This is a genomic window from Mesorhizobium sanjuanii, from assembly GCF_002529485.1.
GTDB classification, from domain to species: Bacteria; Pseudomonadota; Alphaproteobacteria; order Rhizobiales; family Rhizobiaceae; genus Mesorhizobium; species Mesorhizobium sanjuanii.
Genome location: NZ_NWQG01000065.1, coordinates 20327 through 36660 on the forward strand (window position 1 = coordinate 20327; position 16334 = coordinate 36660).

Here is a 16334-nt window from a genome sequence, read left to right on the forward strand (position 1 = left end):
GTCGTGATGCCTCGTCCGGTTGATTTTTCCGCCGAAATATGGTGCTTCTCCCGCCCATGAAGAAGCTGTGTCTAGCCGTTCTGGCATCAGCAACGCTGGCTTTGCCGGCTAATGCCATGGACAGCGCCTTGCGCGCCGGCCTGTTGAAACTCGACCCGCAAACCCGGCTCGAACAGCGATGCGACGCTGAAGTGCTCGACCGGATCAGCCACGACGATCGCAAATACAAAGCCGATCGCGTCGTCGCTTACGCGTTTGCGACACCCGAAATGGGCGCCGATGCAATCAGGAGCCCTGGAGCTGCCTTTCGCAGCAAGGGGCAGTGGTACCGGCTGAAATTCAAGTGCCAGACAGCGCCCGACCACATGAAGGTTCTGGATTTTCGCTATCGGATCGGCGAGGAGATTCCGGAAGCCGATTGGGCGAAATACAATCTCTACGACTAGACTGGAGAACCAGAAAAATACTAGGGAATTCAAGATATTTACTGGTGGTATTTTGAGTTCTTGGTTGGCGCCCTGCGTTGCTCCGGAATGATCCGAATTCCGGATTCGCCCAACCAGTCTCTTGACGCGTTCGAACCATACACGTAGGCGGACACCCGACGCGCACGATCGGCGAACCAGCGAGGGACGTCCAGTTGATGGAAATTTTTACCGCCGCGGGCTTCTCGGCCCTGCTCCAGGTTATCGCCATCGACCTCGTGCTGGCGGGGGACAACGCCATTGTCATCGGCCTTGCCGCAGCCGGCCTGCCGACCGAACAGCGCAAGAAGGCCATCTTTATTGGCGTGCTGGCGGCAACGGTGCTGCGCATCGGTTTTGCAGCCGTCACAGTCCAATTGCTCGCCATTGTCGGCCTGTTGCTGGCCGGCGGCATTCTGCTTCTGTGGGTTTGCTGGAAAATGTGGCGCGAACTGCGCACCTCGCATGCCGATGAGCACGAAGCGACCGAAGCGCTGTCGGATTCCGATCTCGACGAGGATAGTCTCGTGGCCGGCAAGGCGCAGCGCAAGACGCTCGGCCAAGCGGCGCTGCAGATCGTCGTCGCCGACGTCTCGATGTCGCTTGACAATGTGCTGGCGGTCGCCGGCGCGGCGCGCGATCACTTCTCCGTGCTGATCATCGGCCTGGTGCTGTCGATCGCGCTGATGGGCCTGGCCGCGACCTTCATCGCCAGGCTGCTGCACCGCCATCGCTGGATCGCCTATGTCGGTCTGCTGATCATCCTCTATGTCGCTGTCGACATGATCTATCGCGGCGCGCTGGAAGTCTGGCCGCACGTGAACAACGCCGTCGGCTGACGTCGCCGGCCAGGGGCGCTTTCGCGGTTGCCGCGCACGACCATACCAATGCCGCAATAAGTGTGGTAATGCGCCGCCAATCCCGAAAACCCGGAAACTCTTTTATGTCCGCAGCGCCTCGCGTCAGTTTCGTCAGTCTTGGATGCCCGAAGGCCCTTGTGGATTCGGAGCGCATCATCACGCGCCTGCGCGCCGAGGGCTACGAGATCGCGCGCAAGCATGACGGCGCCGATCTGGTCGTCGTCAACACCTGCGGCTTCCTCGATTCCGCGCGCGACGAGTCGCTCAACGCCATCGGTTCCGCTCTTTCGGAGAATGGCAGGGTCATCGTCACCGGCTGTCTCGGCGCCGAACCGGACGTCATTCGCGAAAAACACCCCAACGTTCTCGCCATCACCGGCCCGCAGGCCTATGAGAGCGTGATGGCGGCCGTGCATGAGGCGGCGCCGCCGAGCCACGACCCCTATATCGATCTCCTGCCCCCGCAGGGCGTCAAGCTGACGCCGCGCCACTACGCCTATCTCAAGATTTCCGAAGGCTGCAACAATCGCTGCACCTTCTGCATCATCCCCGCGCTGCGCGGCGATCTCGTCTCACGTCCGGCGGCCGATGTTCTGCGCGAGGCCGAGAAGCTGGCCAAGGCCGGCGTCAAGGAGCTCCTGGTCATCTCGCAGGACACCAGCGCCTACGGCATCGACATCAAGTACCAGACGTCGATGTTCGGCGACCGTGAGGTGCGGGCGAAATTCCTCGACCTGTCGGAAGAACTCGGCAAGCTCGGCGTCTGGGTGCGCATGCACTATGTCTACCCCTACCCACACGTCGCCGATGTCATCCCGCTGATGGCCGAGGGCAAGATCCTTCCCTATCTGGACATTCCCTTCCAGCATGCTTCACCGCAGGTGCTGAAGAACATGCGCCGGCCGGCGCATGGCGAAAAGACGCTGGAGCGCATTCGCGGCTGGCGCGAGACCTGCCCGGACCTTGCCATCCGTTCCACCTTCATCGTCGGCTTTCCCGGCGAGACCGAAGATGATTTCCAGATGCTGCTCGACTGGCTGGACGAAGCAAAAATCGACCGCGCCGGCTGTTTCAAATACGAGCCGGTCAGGGGCGCCCGCTCCAACGAGCTCGGCCTCGAGCAGGTCCCGCAGGAGATCAAGGAAGCGCGCTGGCACCGCTTCATGCAGCGCCAGCAGAAGATTTCGGCAACGCAGCTCGCCAAAAAGGTCGGTAAGCGCCTGCCGGTGCTGATCGACGAGGCGCATGGCAATTCGGCCAAGGGCCGCACCAAATACGACGCACCCGAGATCGACGGTTCGGTGCACATCCATTCGCGGCGGCCGATGCGCGCCGGTGACATCGTCACCGTCAAGATCGACCGCGCCGACGCCTATGATCTCTACGGCACGGCGGTCTGACGCAGATATTTTCAAGCAGAAAGCCAACAAGAAAGGGCGCCATGCGGCGCCCTTTCCGTTTGATACCTCGTGCTGCTTACTGCGGCAGCTTGTCGTCGACGCCCTTGACGTAGAAGTTCATGCCGAGCAGCGTGGCGTCGTCGGCGACTTCACCGTCCTTGAGCCATGGCGTGCCATCCTGCTTGGCGATCGGGCCGGTGAAGGGGTTCCAGCCGTCGGAAATCTTCTTCGTGGTTGCCTCGGCCATTGCCTTCACGTCGTCGGGCATGTTGGTGAACGGGGCGAGCTTGACGGCGCCGTCCTTGATGCCGAGCCAGACATTGCCCGGCTTCCAGGTGCCGTCGAGCGCGGCCTGGACGCGGCTGATATAATATGGCCCCCAGTCGTCGGTGAGTGAGGTGAGCTGCGCGTTCGGCGCGAACTTGATCATATCGGAAGACTGGCCGAAGCCGTGCAGCTTGCGTTCCTCCGCCACCTGCAGCGCGGCGGTGGAATCGGTATGCTGGACGATGATGTCGGCGCCCTGGTCGAACAGCGCCTTGGCGGCGTCGGCCTCCTTGCCCGGATCGAACCAGGAATTCACCCAGACGATCTTGGCCTTGAAGTTCGGGTTGATCGACTGCGCGCCGAGCATGAAGGAATTGATGCCCATCACCACTTCGGGGATCGGGAAGGAAACGATGTAACCGGCCACGCCGGCCTTTGATTCCTTGGCCGCGATCTGGCCGAGCACATAGCGGCCTTCATAGAAACGGGCATTGTAGATGCCGAGATTGTCCGCCGTCTTGTAGCCGGTGGCGTGCTCGAACATCACCTTGGGGAATTTCTTGGCGACCTTCACCTCCGGGTCCATGAAGCCGAAGGAGGTGCCGAAGATGATCTTGCAGCCTTCGCGCGCCAGGCGCTCGAAGGCGCGGTCGGCGTCGGGGCCTTCGGAGACATTCTCGAGATAGGCGGTCTCGACCTTGTCGCCGAGTGCCTTCTCCACCTCCAGACGGCCCTGGTCATGCTGGTAGGAATAGCCGAAATCGCCGATCGGGCCGGTATAGACCCAGCACGCCTTCAGCTTTTCCTGGGCTTCGGCGGTCGCCGCCAATGACAACGCGGCGGTCGTCGTCATCAGGGCAATAAGCAGTTTCTTCATTGTGTTACCTCTCTGAGTTAAGCCTTGGAGCTTCCCGTCTTTTATTGTTGTCAACGATCCGGAACGAATGGCTGCCCCAGGGAAGCCGGCGTGTTCATCATCGTCAGACGCTTGTTGCGCGAGATTAGAACGAGAACCACCACGGTTGCCAGATAGGGCAGCGAAGAAAGCAGTTGCGAGGGGAACGATTTCAAGAAAGCGACGACCTTGTAGATGATCCACGGAGCATCGACGAAGTCCTGAAGATTGATTGCCTGTACGTGAAGCTGACCTATCCAGATGGCGCCGAAGATGTAGGCGCCTGTCAGAACCCGCCACGGCCGCCAGGAAGCGAACACGACCAGCGCCAGCGCGATCCAGCCACGCCCGGCGGTCATGTTCTCCACCCATTGTGGCGTATAGACCAGCGACAGATGGCCGCCGGCCAGGCCGGCGCAGGCGCCGCCAAAGATCACCGCGAGATAGCGGTAGCGGATGACATGGATGCCAAGCGCGTGCGCCGATGTGTGGCTGTCGCCGATCGAGCGCAAAGTGAGCCCAGTGCGGGTCTTGAACAGGAACCACATGACGGCGGCGGTCAGCGCGATCGAGATGTAGAAGATCGGATCCTGGCCGAACAGCAACCTGCCGACGACGGGAAGCGAGGTCAGGCCGGGAATGTCGAGGTTGGGCAGCCGCTGACCGGGCTGGCCGACGAAGCTGGTGCCCATCATGCCGGACAGGCCAAGGCCGAGCAGCGTCAGCGACAGGCCGGTCGCCACCTGATTGGTGGCCAGAGACAGTGTCATAACGGCGAACAGCAGCGAAAACAGCGCACCGAGCGCGATCGCCGCCAGCAGGCCGATCCAGGGCGATCCAGTGAGATAGCCGGCACCGAAGCCGCCGACGGCGCCCATGATCATCATGCCTTCGACGCCGAGATTGAGCACGCCGGAGCGCTCGACCACCAGCTCGCCGATCGCCGCGATCAGCAGCGGCGTCGCCGCGGTGGCAATGGTCAGAAGGATGTTGACGGTGACGTCCATCAGCGGGCCTCTTCCAGTTTCGGTGCGGCTTCGAGTTTGGGAGCGGCAAAGCCGATCAGACGAATGCGGTAATGGATGAGCGTGTCGCAGCCGAGCACGAAGAACAAAAGCATGCCCTGGAACACCCGCGCCACCTTGTCGGAGATGCCGAGCGCACTTTGCACCGCCTCGCCGCCGAGATAGGTCAGCGCCAGCACCAGGCCGGCGGCGACGATGCCGAGCGGATTGAGCCGGCCGAGAAACGCCACGATGATGGCGGTGAAGCCATAGCCGGGCGAGATCACCGGCTGCAGCTGGCCGATGGCTCCGGAGACTTCCGAGATGCCGGCAAGACCGGCCAGGGCACCCGACAGCAGGAAGGCGAAGAACACCATGCGGTTCAAGCCGAAGCCGGCGAAGCGCCCTGCCCTCGGGCTCGAGCCGAGCACACGGACCTCGAAGCCCTTCAGCATCCGGCTCATCAGGATCCAGATCAGCACAGCCGCGACCAGCGCGAAGACGAAACCCCAGTTTGCCCGTCCGGACTCCGGCATCAATTCCGGCAGGATGGCCGAGTCGTTGAACTGCACCGTCTGCGGGAAACCATGGCCCTGCGGGTCGCGCCAGGGACCACGCACCAGCCAGTCGAGGAAGAGCTGGGCGACATAGACCAGCATCAGGCTGGTCAGGATCTCGTTGGTGCCGAAGCGTGTCTTCAAAAAGGCCGGGATCGCCGCATAGGCGGCGCCGCCGACCATGCCGAGCAAAAGCATCAGCGGCAGCACCAGCGGCCCTTCGAACTGCGGAAACAGCACCGGGATCATCGAGCCGGCAATACCGCCGAGGATGAACTGGCCCTCGGCGCCGATGTTCCAGATATTGGCCCTGTAGCAGACCGAGAGGCCGACCGCGATCAGGATCAAGGGCGCTGCCTTGATCGCCAGCTCATGCAGCTGCCAGACCTGGCTGATCGGTTCGATGAAGTAAATCTCAAATGCACTCAAGGGGTTGACGCCGAGCAGAGCAAACATGATGGCGCCGGCGATGATCGTCAGCAGGAATGCTATGAAGGGCGACAGCGCCGAAAATAGCGTCGAGCGCTGCGGGCGTTTGACGAGTTCGAGGCGCATCATGCCGTCTCCAGAGTGTGTTCGGCGTGGCCGGGCTCGGCGCCGCCCATCAACAGTCCGATCTTTTCGAAGGTGGCCTCGGCAATCGGCAGCGGCCTGGACAATTCGCCATTGTGCATGACCGCGATCGAGTCCGATATCTCGAACAGTTCGTCGAGATCCTGGCTGATGACCAGCACCGCCGAGCCGCTGCGCGCCAGCTCGATCAGCGCCTGGCGAATGTGGGCGGCGGCACCCGCGTCGACCCCCCAGGTCGGCTGGTTGACGACCATGACCCCGGGTCGGCGGTCGAGTTCGCGGCCGACAATGAATTTCTGCAGATTACCGCCCGACAGCGCTGCCGCCTCCGGATCGGGCGCGCTCTTGCGCACATCCATCGCCTTGATGATACGCTGGGCGGCGCTGTAGATCGCGTCGCTTTTGACCATGCCGCCGGCGCCGACAAAGACTTTGCCGTCGGTGGCATGGCGCGACAGCAGCAGGTTCTCGGAAAGCTTCATGCGCGGCGCCGCGCCATGGCCGAGCCGTTCTTCGGGCACGAAGGCGGCACCCATCAGCCGCCGGCCGGTGATGCCGAGGCCGCCGGCGTCCTTGCCGCGGATGCGCACCGAGGCCGCATCCTGCTGCAGCACTTCTCCGGAGACGGATTCGAAGAACTCGCCCTGGCCGTTGCCGGCGACGCCGGCGATGCCGATCACCTCGCCGGCGCGCACATTGAGGTTGATGTTTTTCAGCGGGATCGAAAACGGCGTTGCCGGGTTGCGGCTGAGCGCGCGGATCTCCAGCAGGGGTTGCGCGGTCTCGATACCCTCGGCCGGGGCGCGCACCACTGCCTTGACTTCGTTGCCGACCATCATGCGCGCCAGCGACGCGGCGGTTTCCTCGCGCGGATTGCAATGGCCGACCACCTTGCCGTGGCGCAGCACGGTGGCGCGGTCGCAGATGCGCTTGACCTCTTCCAGCCGGTGCGAAATGTAGAGGATCGACTTGCCCTCCGAGCGCAGTCGTTCGAGCGTCTCGAACAGCTTGTCGGCTTCCTGCGGCGTCAGCACCGAAGTCGGCTCGTCGAGGATGATCAACTGTGGCGTTTGCAAGAGGCAGCGGATGATCTCGATGCGCTGGCGCTCGCCGACCGACAGGTCGCCGACCAGCGATTCCGGGTCGAGCGGCAAGCCATAGCTGTAGGAAAGCGCCCTCGCCTTGGCGGCGATCGTGCTGATGGGCGAACCGTCATCCAGCGACAGCGCTATGTTCTCGGCAGCCGTCAGCGCCTCGAACAGCGAGAAATGCTGGAACACCATGCCGATGCCGAGCTTCTTGGCAAAGCCCGGATTGGCGATCCGGACCGCCTGGCCGTTCCAGAAGATCTCACCCGAATTGGGCTCCAGCGATCCGAACAGCATCTTGACCAGCGTCGACTTGCCGGCGCCGTTCTCGCCGAGCAGCGCGTGGATCTCGCCCTTGGCGATGTTGAGATCGACATGGTCGCACGCCGTCAGCGTGCCGAATATTTTGGTAAGGCCACGAACCTCTAGCAGGTTTGCGCCGTCCTGATTTGCACTCACAGTGCCTCCCATCTGGTTTGCCAGATATGTTCTGTGTTCCCGCGAGTATGGTATGCGTGGCCGGCTCCCGTCGGAAAGCGGCACGCGTCTTGAAAGAGCTTCAAGAATTTCAGCGGAAACTCAAGGGCTAAAGAGCAACCCTTCGAAAAGCCGAGGTCAGGGGACGAGAACGGTTGTCCCGGTCGTCCTGCGCCCTTCAAGGTCGGCATGGGCCTTGCCGGCATCCTTCAGCGCGTAGCGCTGGTTGATCCTGACATTGACCGCGCCGCTCAGCACGACGTCGAACAGCGCGGCGGCTGACGCCTCGAGATCTTCACGCCTTGCGTTGTAGACGAACAGCGTCGGCCGCGTCACGAACAGTGAGCCCTTCTGCGCCAGTAGCGACATGCTGAATGGCGGGATTGGCCCCGACGACTGGCCGAAACTGGCGAACATGCCGAGCGGCTTCAGGCAGTCGAGCGAGGCCGGAAACGTATCATTGCCAACCGAATCGTAGACGACGTCGCACTTCTTGCCGCCAGTGATGGCAAGCACGCCGGCGACGAAATCCTGCTCGCGGTAATTGATGACATGGTCGAATCCATGTGCCTTGGCGAGTTCGATCTTGTCGGTTGAGCTGGCGGTGCCGATCACCGTTGCGCCGAGGTGCTTTGCCCATTGGCCAAGGATCAGCCCGACGCCGCCGGCGGCTGCGTGGAACAGGATCGTGTCTCCCGCCTTCACCTTGAAGGTACGGCGCAAAAGGTATTCCGCGGTCATGCCCTTCAGCATCATGGCGGCCGCCTGTTCGTCGCTGATACCGTCCGGCACCTTCACCACGCGGTCGGCGGCGATCACGCGCTGTTCGGCATAGGCGCCGACATTCACGGCATAGGCGACGCGATTGCCTGGCTTCAGCCAGTCGATATCAGCGCCGACCTCCATGACCACCCCAGCTGCCTCGCCACCGGGTATCAGCGGGAAACCGCCGGGCGGCGGATAAAGGCCCGAGCGATGATAGACATCGATGAAATTGAGGCCGATCGCCGTGTGTCTGATCAGGATCTGCCCCGCTCCAGGCCGACCTGGATCGGCGTCCTCATAGGTCAGGACCTCCGGACCGCCATGGGCATGGATACGGATGGCTTTGGACATTGTCTCTTGGGCTCAGGTTCTCTAGGAGATCAGGTCTTCCTGGAATCCGGCTTGGCGCCGAGGTTTGGAAAGAACTGCATGATACCGCCGATGCAGGCGAGGTAAAGTCCCGAGATCGTGATACCGATCTTGGTGAAGATGCTTACCTGCTCGCCGAGCACACCGATCTGGTCATAGAAGGCGGCAAGTGCTGCCTGCGCCAGCGCCAGCGCCCCGAAAGCACACCAAAGCAGCGTCATGCCAAGGTTGATCGGCCGCAGCCGTACCACCCGCACCGGATGGATGAAATTGATCGGTACGAAGGTCAGGATGCCGGCCGCCACGACCACGCCGAAGGAAACCCATTGTCCCGGCTCGATGACGAACAGGGTGAACACCACCATGTTCCAGACCACCGGGAATCCCTTGAAGAAGTTCTCCTTCGTCTTCATGCCGGTATCGGCATAGTAGATGGCGCTGGAGACGACGATGATCGCCGCCGACAGGAACGACAAGCCCTCGCCCATGAAGCCGCGCTGGTAGAGCGCGAAGGCGGGAATCAGCACGTAGGTGACGTAGTCGATGATGTTGTCGAGCAGCTCGCCCGACCAGGTCGGCAGGATCTCCTTGACGTCGAGCTTGCGCGCGATCGGCCCGTCGATGCCATCGACGAACAGCGCCAGCCCCAGCCACCAGAACATCGCCGTCCAGCGCTCCTCGCTTGCCGCCACCAGCGACAGGAAAGCCAGGAACGAGCCTGACGCGGTCAAGAGATGGACCGAAAAAGCGCGCGCCTGCGGCCAAGTGACCTTCTTCTTCGGCATCGGAATCCGCTCGGCGATTTTCCTGGCCGTTGTCTTCTTGCTCACGAGGTCCGCCAGTCCGGCTTGCCGATGCCGGCCGCGATGCCGGCAAGGTTCCAGTTGCGGCCGGAGAGAACGGATTCTCTCTTCCTCGCCCTGCTCCGGTCCGCCATTGAATTCTCCCCCGCTCATGCCGAGACTACTAGCAGGGCGGCTGCCCAGACAAGCAGTATCGCACCCCTCCGAAGCCGGCGCCCACTGAACTCTACCGCCAAGGCAATCGAATGGGCCGAATCGCCACGTTGATCAAGCCGCATGATCTGACCTATATCCGTTGGCAGGCCGATGAGCCTGCATCGTGACCCGGAAGCCGAATTTGGACCATCAGAAGACAGCGCCGATACTGGTTGCCGGCAGCGGCCCGGCGGGGCTGATCGCGGCACTCGGTTTTGCCGACGCCGGCTTCGCCGTGACGTTGGTCGGACCCGAGGCCGGCGGCCTTGATGGCCGCACGACGGCCTTGATGAACCCCGCCCTGAAAATACTCGAGCGGTTGCGCGTTCTCGACGAGGTGAGGTCAAAGGCTGCACCGCTCAAGGTGATGCGCATCGTCGATGCAACCAGCAGGTTGGTGCGCAGTCCGGTGGTCACTTTTCGCGCCAGCGAGATCGGCGAGGAGGAGTTCGGGCTGAACCTGCCCAACAGCGCGCTCAATCCGGCACTTGCCAAGGCTGTTGCGGCGCATTCCGGTATAGAATGGCGAAAATCCATGGTCGAGGCGTGGCGGCTCGATGCCGGTCATGCCCATGCCATTCTCGCCGATGGCAGCGAGGTCACGGCATCGCTGGCGGTCGCCGCCGACGGACGCCTGTCGCCGGCCCGCGAGGCTGCCGGCATCTCGACATCCGTCCGGTCCCTGCCGCAGGCGGCGCTGGTTCTCAATTTCGGCCACCGCGGCGAGCACGCTTTCACCTCGACCGAATTCCACACCGAGACCGGTCCGTTCACCCAGGTGCCCCTGCCCGGCCACCGGTCCAGCCTCGTTTGGGTGGTGGAACCGGAGACGGCAAAGGAACTCGCCGCGCTGGACGACGCCACGCTTTCGATGCGGGTCGAACAACAAATGCAATCGATGTTGGGCCGGGTGTCAGTTGAGCCTGGCCGGCAGGTCTACCCGCTTTCGGGCGTGACGCCCCGTCGTTTTGCGCGCAACCGGGTGGCGCTTGTCGGCGAGGCCGCGCATGTGTTTCCGCCGATCGGCGCGCAAGGTCTCAATCTCGGTATCAGGGATATCGACGATCTGATTGAAATCGCCTGCAAAAATAAAGATGACCCTGGTGCGGTCAAGTCGCTCGCAGCCTACGATTTCAGGCGCCGGCCCGACATTCTGGCGCGCAGCAGCGCGGTCAATCTCCTCAACAGGTCGCTGCTCTCGGACATGCTGCCGGCCCAGTTGGCGCGCAGCGCCGGCCTTGGCGTGCTTGGCGGCTTCGCGCCGCTGCGCGCCTTCTTCATGCGCGAGGGGTTGCGGCCCGGCAGCGGTTTTGCCGCGCTTGCCGGCGGCTTAAGGAAACAGGTCCGCCGGTAGCACACCCTGGCGGATCATGTAGAGCAGCCCGGTCACCGTCACGACCGAGAGGCAAGTCGTGATCAGCACGCTGGCCGAGGCACGCTGCACCCAGACCCCGTATTGCTGGGCGATGACGAAGACATTGGTTGCGGTCGGCAATGCCGCCAGCAGCACAGCCGAGAAAATCCAGGTTTGCGAGAAATTGCCGATCCAGCTCAGCACGACATAGCACAGCAACGGGTGCAGGATCAGCTTCAGCGCCGCTATCAAGGCCAGCTCGTGCGGGACGCGATTGAGTGGCCTTAGCGCCAGGGTGACGCCCATGGCGAACAGGGCACAGGGCGCCGCGGCGCCCGAAAGATAATCGAGGAAACGCTCGACCGGTTCCGGCGGGCGAAAGCCGATATAGGCGGCAACCACGCCCAAGGCGGTCGCAATGATGAACGGATGCAGCACGATCTTCCTGAGAACGCCCAGAATGAGCTGCGACGGGGATGTCTTGTCGTCGCCGGAAAGTGCCATCATCATCGGCGCGACGGCGAAATGGATGATGTTTTCAAAACAGAAGATCAGAGCCACTGGCACCGCGGCGTCCTTGCCGAACGCCAGCAACGCAAGCCCCGGTCCCATATAGCCGATATTGCCATAGGAAGCGGCAAGCGCCTTGATCGTTGATTGCGCGATCTCGCCTCGCGAGGTCAGCACCGACCATGCGAACATCAATGAAAAGATCGCATAGGTCGACAACACCGAGCCGAGGATGAAGCTCCATTCCGTCAGCCGCTCGAACGGCGTCTTGGCAAGCAGCTGGAAGAACAGCGCCGGGAGCGCGAGATAGACGATGAAAGTGTTCATCCAGCCGAGCGCTTCCAGCGGCTGCCTGGTGATGCGTGCCACCAGGAAGCCCATGAAAATCAAACCGAAGAACGGAAGAACGAGACCGATGACGTCTGACATTTTTGCGCTGGCTGAAACCCTTGGGCCGGGCTAGCCCGTAGCTTAACCGCGCGTCAAGCGCTCCGGGATTGAATTGAGGCGGCGCATGCGCCAAATAGAGCGGAGATCAGCCTTAAAGTCGGGCTCGATTTTTGGTGGCATAATGCGTAGATTCAAGGTCTTAGAGCGTCTTTTTGCGCAAAGAGCGCGGGGCACGCCTGAGACTTAAGTGGTGAGTACGATGAAAACGGCCAAATTCTCGATCGGACAGGTGGTTCGCCACCGGCTGTTTCCGTTCCGCGGCATCATCTTTGATGTCGACCCGCAATTTGCCAACACCGAGGAGTGGTACGAGGCGATCCCCGCGGAGGCACGGCCGCGCAAGGACCAGCCGTTCTACCATCTGCTCGCCGAGAATTCGGAAACGGAATACATTGCCTATGTGTCCGAGCAGAACCTGCTTGAGGACCAGTCTGGCGAACCGGTACGGCATCCGCAGATCGGCGAGATGTTCGACAAACGCCCGGACGGCCGCTACGAGCCGAAACGTCAGTTAAGGCACTGACGGCACTCCGGAATCGGCCAAGAACAGAAAAGCGGGGACATGCCCCGCTTTTTTCTTGTTCCGAGAACGCGCCGATCAGTTGGCGGTCTTTGCCTTGTCCTGCTCTTCCTTGAGCTTCTTGGCGAAGTCCTGGTTGTTCTTGGCGACGAAATCCTGCAGCTTCTTCTGCCGATCCTCGATGTCCGACTGCTGCAGCGGTGGACCATCGAAGGCGCCGCTGAAGCCGGTCAATGCGATCTTGATCGGGTTCGGCTGATTCTGGAAATTGACCGAAGTGAGCGTCAGGTTCGAACCCTTCTTGAAGGAGGCGACGAGCTGGTCGGTCAACGGCACTTCCGCCACGCAGCGGTCGGGGAAGCAGATCACATAGTCGAGCTTCTGCGCCTTGCCGGTGTCGATCTGGAGGCCGATACCGGGAGGAACCAGGCGGCCAGTCGGAACCGTGACCTGGAACACCTTGCGGTTCACCTTGCCCTTCAACTCGATCAGGCTGACGCCGGTGATGAGCTGGCCGTTGCCGGCGGTGGTGATGTTCTGGACATTGCAGATGTCGACGTCTTCCTGCTTGGTGCAGGCCTTGAACCAGCCTTGCGGAATCTGCTGTTGCTGCTGCGCGGAGGCGGCAGGAAGCCCGGCGACCAGAAAGCCGACCACGCCAGCGGCCATGGCCGAAAGGCGGTATGCGTTGCTGTTCAGGCTCGTCATGTCGTGCACTTCCTCTCAAATGATCCCGGGGACCGGCTTCTTCGCGCCGTGTGGTCCAGCTACCTGTTGCCGAAATGAGGCAACAGAATGACTTCGGACGGCGTGTTACACTGCAAGCGATGCCGAATCCAGCCCGATAGCCGCAATTCTTGAAGACGCGATTGGCTGTCGCGCGGCCGCCTCATGCTAGTGTGCGCTCCGAATCATCAAGCCGACCCGGTAAGGAGACGGTCATGGGCCGCATTCTTGTTTGGCTGATCGCTGCGATCTCGTTTGTCACCCTTTCGCTCCAGCCGGCGCTGTCCGAGCCGAAACATGCGATCGCCATGCAGGGCGAGCCGGCGCTGCCGGCCGGCTATACGCATTTCAACTATGTCAATCCCGATGCGCCGAAAGGCGGCAGCATCACCTACTGCGTCGTCGGCACCTTCGACAATCTCAACCCGTTCATCCTGAAGAGCCTGCGCACGACCGCGCGAGGCATGATCGACACGATTTACGGCAATCTGGTCTTCGAACCGTTGATGCAGCGCAACTATGACGAGCCTTTCAGCCTCTACGGCTTGCTCGCCAGCAGCGCCGACATGGATCCGGAGCGCAAGAGCATCGAATTCCACCTCGATCCCAAGGCAAAATGGTCGGACGGCCAGCCGGTGACGCCGGAGGACGTGCTGTTCACCTATGATGTTTTCACCGACAAGGGCCGCCCGCCCTACAGCGACCGCATGAGCATGATCGCCAAGCTGGAGAAGACCGGCGAGCATAGCGTGCGCTTCACCTTCAACGACAAAGCCAATCGCGAATTTCCGCTGATCATCGCCCTGACGCCGATCGTGCCGAAGCATGCTTTCGACAAGGACACCTTCGACAGGACGACGCTGAAGCCTGTGATCGGCAGCGGCCCCTACACGGTGGACAAGGTGCAGCCCGGCCAGCGCATCGTCTTCAAGCGCAACCCGAATTATTGGGGCAAGGACATCCCATCGAAGCGTGGCTTCGACAATTACGACCAGATCACCATCGAATATTTCCTCAACGCCAACGCCAAGCTGGAGGCGTTCAAGAAAGGCATCTGCGCCATCGACGATGACAGCGATCCGGTCAAGCGCGAGCGCGATCTCAACTTCCCGGCCTTCCACAAGGGCGAGGTGATCGCCGAGACCTTCGACATGGGCATTCCGCCTGTCGTCAACGGCTTCCTGTTCAACACGCGGCTGCCGAAGTTTTCCAACCCTGTCGTCCGGCGCGCGCTCGGCATGCTCTACGACTTCGAATGGGCCAACAAGAACCTGTTCGGCAGCAAATACTCGCGCACCATGAGCTACTGGCAGAACTCGGAGCTTTCCGCGCTCGGCCACCCGGCCAACGATCGGGAAAAGGCGCTTCTGGCGCCCTTCCCTGGCCGCGTGCCGGCCGATGTCATGGACGGCACCTACCGGCCGCCCGTCGCTGACGGTTCGGGCCAGGACCGCAAGGTGCTGAAGGCTGCCTTCGACATGTTGAAAGGCGCGGGCTACACCGTGCAGGATGGGGTGATGCTCGATCCCGAGGGCAAACCCTTCGGCTTCGAGATCCTGACGGCGTCGCAGGACGAAGAACGCCTCGCCGCCATCTACCAGCGCACGCTGGAGAAGATCGGCATCGACGTCACCATCCGCGCCCTCGACGGCGACCAGATCCAATCTCGCAAGCAACGCTTCGATTTCGAGATGCTGATCGGAACAAGCGGCTTCAACAACTCGCTGTCGCCCGGCATCGAGCAACTCGGGCGCTGGGGATCCGCCGCTGCCAAGACCGAGGGATCGTTCAACCTCGCCGGTGTCGCCGATCCTGCTGTCGACGCTGCGATCAACGCGATGTTGAATGCTCGGACCAAGGAAGACTATGTCGCTGCCGTGCGCGTTCTCGACCGGCTGCTGATCTCAGGCAACTACATGGTGCCCATGCAATACAACACGCAACAATGGCTCGCTTATTGGGCCTATCTGGAACATCCGCAAAAGACACCCATATTCGGTTATCAGCTGCCGACCTGGTGGCGGAAGCCCAACTGAGACAAGCCAAGGAGACGACCATGAGCGCCGACAACTCCATCACGGTCGACGTGGTCTCCGACGTCGTCTGCCCATGGTGTTTCATCGGCCAGAAGCGGCTGGACAAGGCCGTCGCCGCTGCGAGCGATGTCGAGGTGCATATACGCTGGCGGCCGTTCCAGCTCGATCCGACCATCCCGCCAGAAGGCAAGGACCGCCGCGAGTATATGATGGCCAAGTTCGGCAGCGAGCAGCGCATCCGTGATATCCATGCCCGCATCGAGCCGCTGGGCGAGGCGGAAGGGATTTCCTTCGCCTTTGATGCGATCAAGATCGCGCCCAACACGCTGGACGCGCATCGCCTCATCCGCTGGGCAGGCGCCGCCGGCGAAGCCGTGCAGAACCGGCTGGTGCGGCGCCTGTTCCAGCTGAATTTCGAGGAAGGCGCCAATCTCGGCGATCATGCCGTGCTGATTGGAGCCGCCCGTGAGGCCGGCATGGACGCATCCGTGGTCGAGACACTTTTGCCGACGGACGCCGATGTCGACGCGGTGCGGACAGAAATCGCTACCGCTTCGCGCATGGGCATCACCGGCGTGCCGTGCTTCCTGCTTGAGGACAAATATGCGGTGATGGGCGCGCAGGACGCCGGCACGCTCACCGACGCCATTCGCCAGGTGGCGGCGGCCAAGGTGCGGGGCGAGTTGGAAAAGGTCGACTGAGTCCCTCCCCCTCCTTGGCCGTGCTGACGAAGAAATCATGGCCATTGCTGCCCGCGCAGTTGGCCGACGACGCATGTCGCTCCGGCGGGCCGCTTTGACAGAGTGCGGCAATACTTTTCCGGTCACGTATCGCCCCTCGGTATGTGCGGTGACGTAAGGAAAAGCCGAATCATCCCGAGCCATTTTCAGCTGTTTCCGTCAGCTGAAAGCGAGAGTCCTGGTTCTTCGAGTGGATGATGACGTTCACAAAACCGTGTGAGAAGCTTCCCCAAGGTAAGACGTCTGCTGTTCTGCGTGCCACCTGACAACTATCTGAAATT

General features: G+C 62.0%; 15 protein-coding genes. 7 read left to right on the plus strand and 8 right to left on the minus strand.

The features are described 5' to 3' along the window. Positions 1-38: 38 nt before the first annotated feature. The 3 genes from CN311_RS12265 to rimO all read left to right on the plus strand — a co-directional run bounded on the left by CN311_RS12265 (position 39) and on the right by rimO (position 2724). The gene (locus CN311_RS12265; RefSeq protein ID WP_097573982.1) at positions 39-446 is read left to right on the plus strand and encodes a DUF930 domain-containing protein; all 408 of its coding nucleotides are present in this window, start codon (positions 39-41) and stop codon (positions 444-446) included. Positions 447-643: 197 nt separating this feature from the next. After that, positions 644-1303 (plus strand): TerC family protein, encoded by a 660-nt coding sequence (locus CN311_RS12270; protein WP_097573983.1) that lies wholly within the window; start codon positions 644-646, stop codon positions 1301-1303. Between the two features lie 104 nt (positions 1304-1407). Continuing rightward, positions 1408-2724, plus strand: coding sequence for a 30S ribosomal protein S12 methylthiotransferase RimO (gene rimO / locus CN311_RS12275; RefSeq protein WP_097573984.1), 1317 nt, complete (start codon positions 1408-1410; stop codon positions 2722-2724). Between the two features lie 76 nt (positions 2725-2800). Here the strand turns inward: rimO and CN311_RS12280 are convergent, their stop codons facing one another. The 6 genes from CN311_RS12280 to pcsA all read right to left on the minus strand — a co-directional run bounded on the left by CN311_RS12280 (position 2801) and on the right by pcsA (position 9504). Then, positions 2801-3868 carry a BMP family ABC transporter substrate-binding protein gene (locus tag CN311_RS12280; protein ID WP_097573985.1) on the minus strand — a complete coding sequence of 356 codons (1068 nt, stop codon included), beginning with the start codon at positions 3866-3868 and terminating at the stop codon, positions 2801-2803. Between the two features lie 50 nt (positions 3869-3918). Further along, on the minus strand, positions 3919-4893 hold the full coding sequence (locus CN311_RS12285; RefSeq protein ID WP_097573986.1) for an ABC transporter permease: 975 nt from the start codon (positions 4891-4893) through the stop codon (positions 3919-3921). Further along, positions 4893-6005, minus strand: a complete 1113-nt coding sequence (locus CN311_RS12290; protein WP_097573987.1) for an ABC transporter permease — start codon at positions 6003-6005, stop codon at positions 4893-4895. Before CN311_RS12290 ends, CN311_RS12285 begins: the two co-directional genes overlap by 1 nt. Continuing rightward, a complete protein-coding gene (locus CN311_RS12295) occupies positions 6002-7579 on the minus strand; it encodes an ABC transporter ATP-binding protein (protein ID WP_165779679.1) in 1578 nt (525 codons plus the stop codon). Before CN311_RS12295 ends, CN311_RS12290 begins: the two co-directional genes overlap by 4 nt. A 144-nt stretch (positions 7580-7723) precedes the next feature. Next, positions 7724-8701 (minus strand): quinone oxidoreductase family protein, encoded by a 978-nt coding sequence (locus tag CN311_RS12300; protein ID WP_097573988.1) that lies wholly within the window; start codon positions 8699-8701, stop codon positions 7724-7726. A 29-nt stretch (positions 8702-8730) separates the two neighbouring features. After that, positions 8731-9504: a phosphatidylcholine synthase gene (gene pcsA / locus CN311_RS12305; protein ID WP_208866480.1), complete on the minus strand. Its 774-nt coding sequence runs from the start codon at positions 9502-9504 to the stop codon at positions 8731-8733. A 355-nt stretch (positions 9505-9859) separates the two neighbouring features. Between pcsA and CN311_RS12310 the strand changes: the two genes are divergently transcribed. Then, positions 9860-11071, plus strand: a complete 1212-nt coding sequence (locus CN311_RS12310) for a UbiH/UbiF family hydroxylase (RefSeq protein WP_097574031.1) — start codon at positions 9860-9862, stop codon at positions 11069-11071. On the opposite strand, the gene CN311_RS12315 is transcribed toward CN311_RS12310, so the two are convergent. After that, positions 11048-12010: an AEC family transporter gene (locus CN311_RS12315; protein ID WP_097573989.1), complete on the minus strand. Its 963-nt coding sequence runs from the start codon at positions 12008-12010 to the stop codon at positions 11048-11050. The genes CN311_RS12310 and CN311_RS12315 overlap by 24 nt on opposite strands. A gap of 220 nt (positions 12011-12230) precedes the next feature. Between CN311_RS12315 and hspQ the strand changes: the two genes are divergently transcribed. After that, a complete protein-coding gene (gene hspQ, locus CN311_RS12320) occupies positions 12231-12554 on the plus strand; it encodes a heat shock protein HspQ (protein ID WP_165779681.1) in 324 nt (107 codons plus the stop codon). Positions 12555-12629: 75 nt separating this feature from the next. On the opposite strand, the gene CN311_RS12325 is transcribed toward hspQ, so the two are convergent. Next, positions 12630-13259: an invasion associated locus B family protein gene (locus CN311_RS12325; protein ID WP_097573991.1), complete on the minus strand. Its 630-nt coding sequence runs from the start codon at positions 13257-13259 to the stop codon at positions 12630-12632. A 233-nt stretch (positions 13260-13492) separates the two neighbouring features. Here CN311_RS12325 and CN311_RS12330 point away from each other — a divergent pair, with 233 nt between their 5' ends. After that, complete coding sequence (locus CN311_RS12330; protein ID WP_097573992.1) at positions 13493-15313, plus strand: extracellular solute-binding protein; 1821 nt, start codon at positions 13493-13495, stop codon at positions 15311-15313. 20 nt (positions 15314-15333) lie between these two features. After that, positions 15334-16014, plus strand: a complete 681-nt coding sequence (locus tag CN311_RS12335; RefSeq protein ID WP_097574032.1) for a DsbA family oxidoreductase — start codon at positions 15334-15336, stop codon at positions 16012-16014. Positions 16015-16334: the final 320 nt, after the last annotated feature.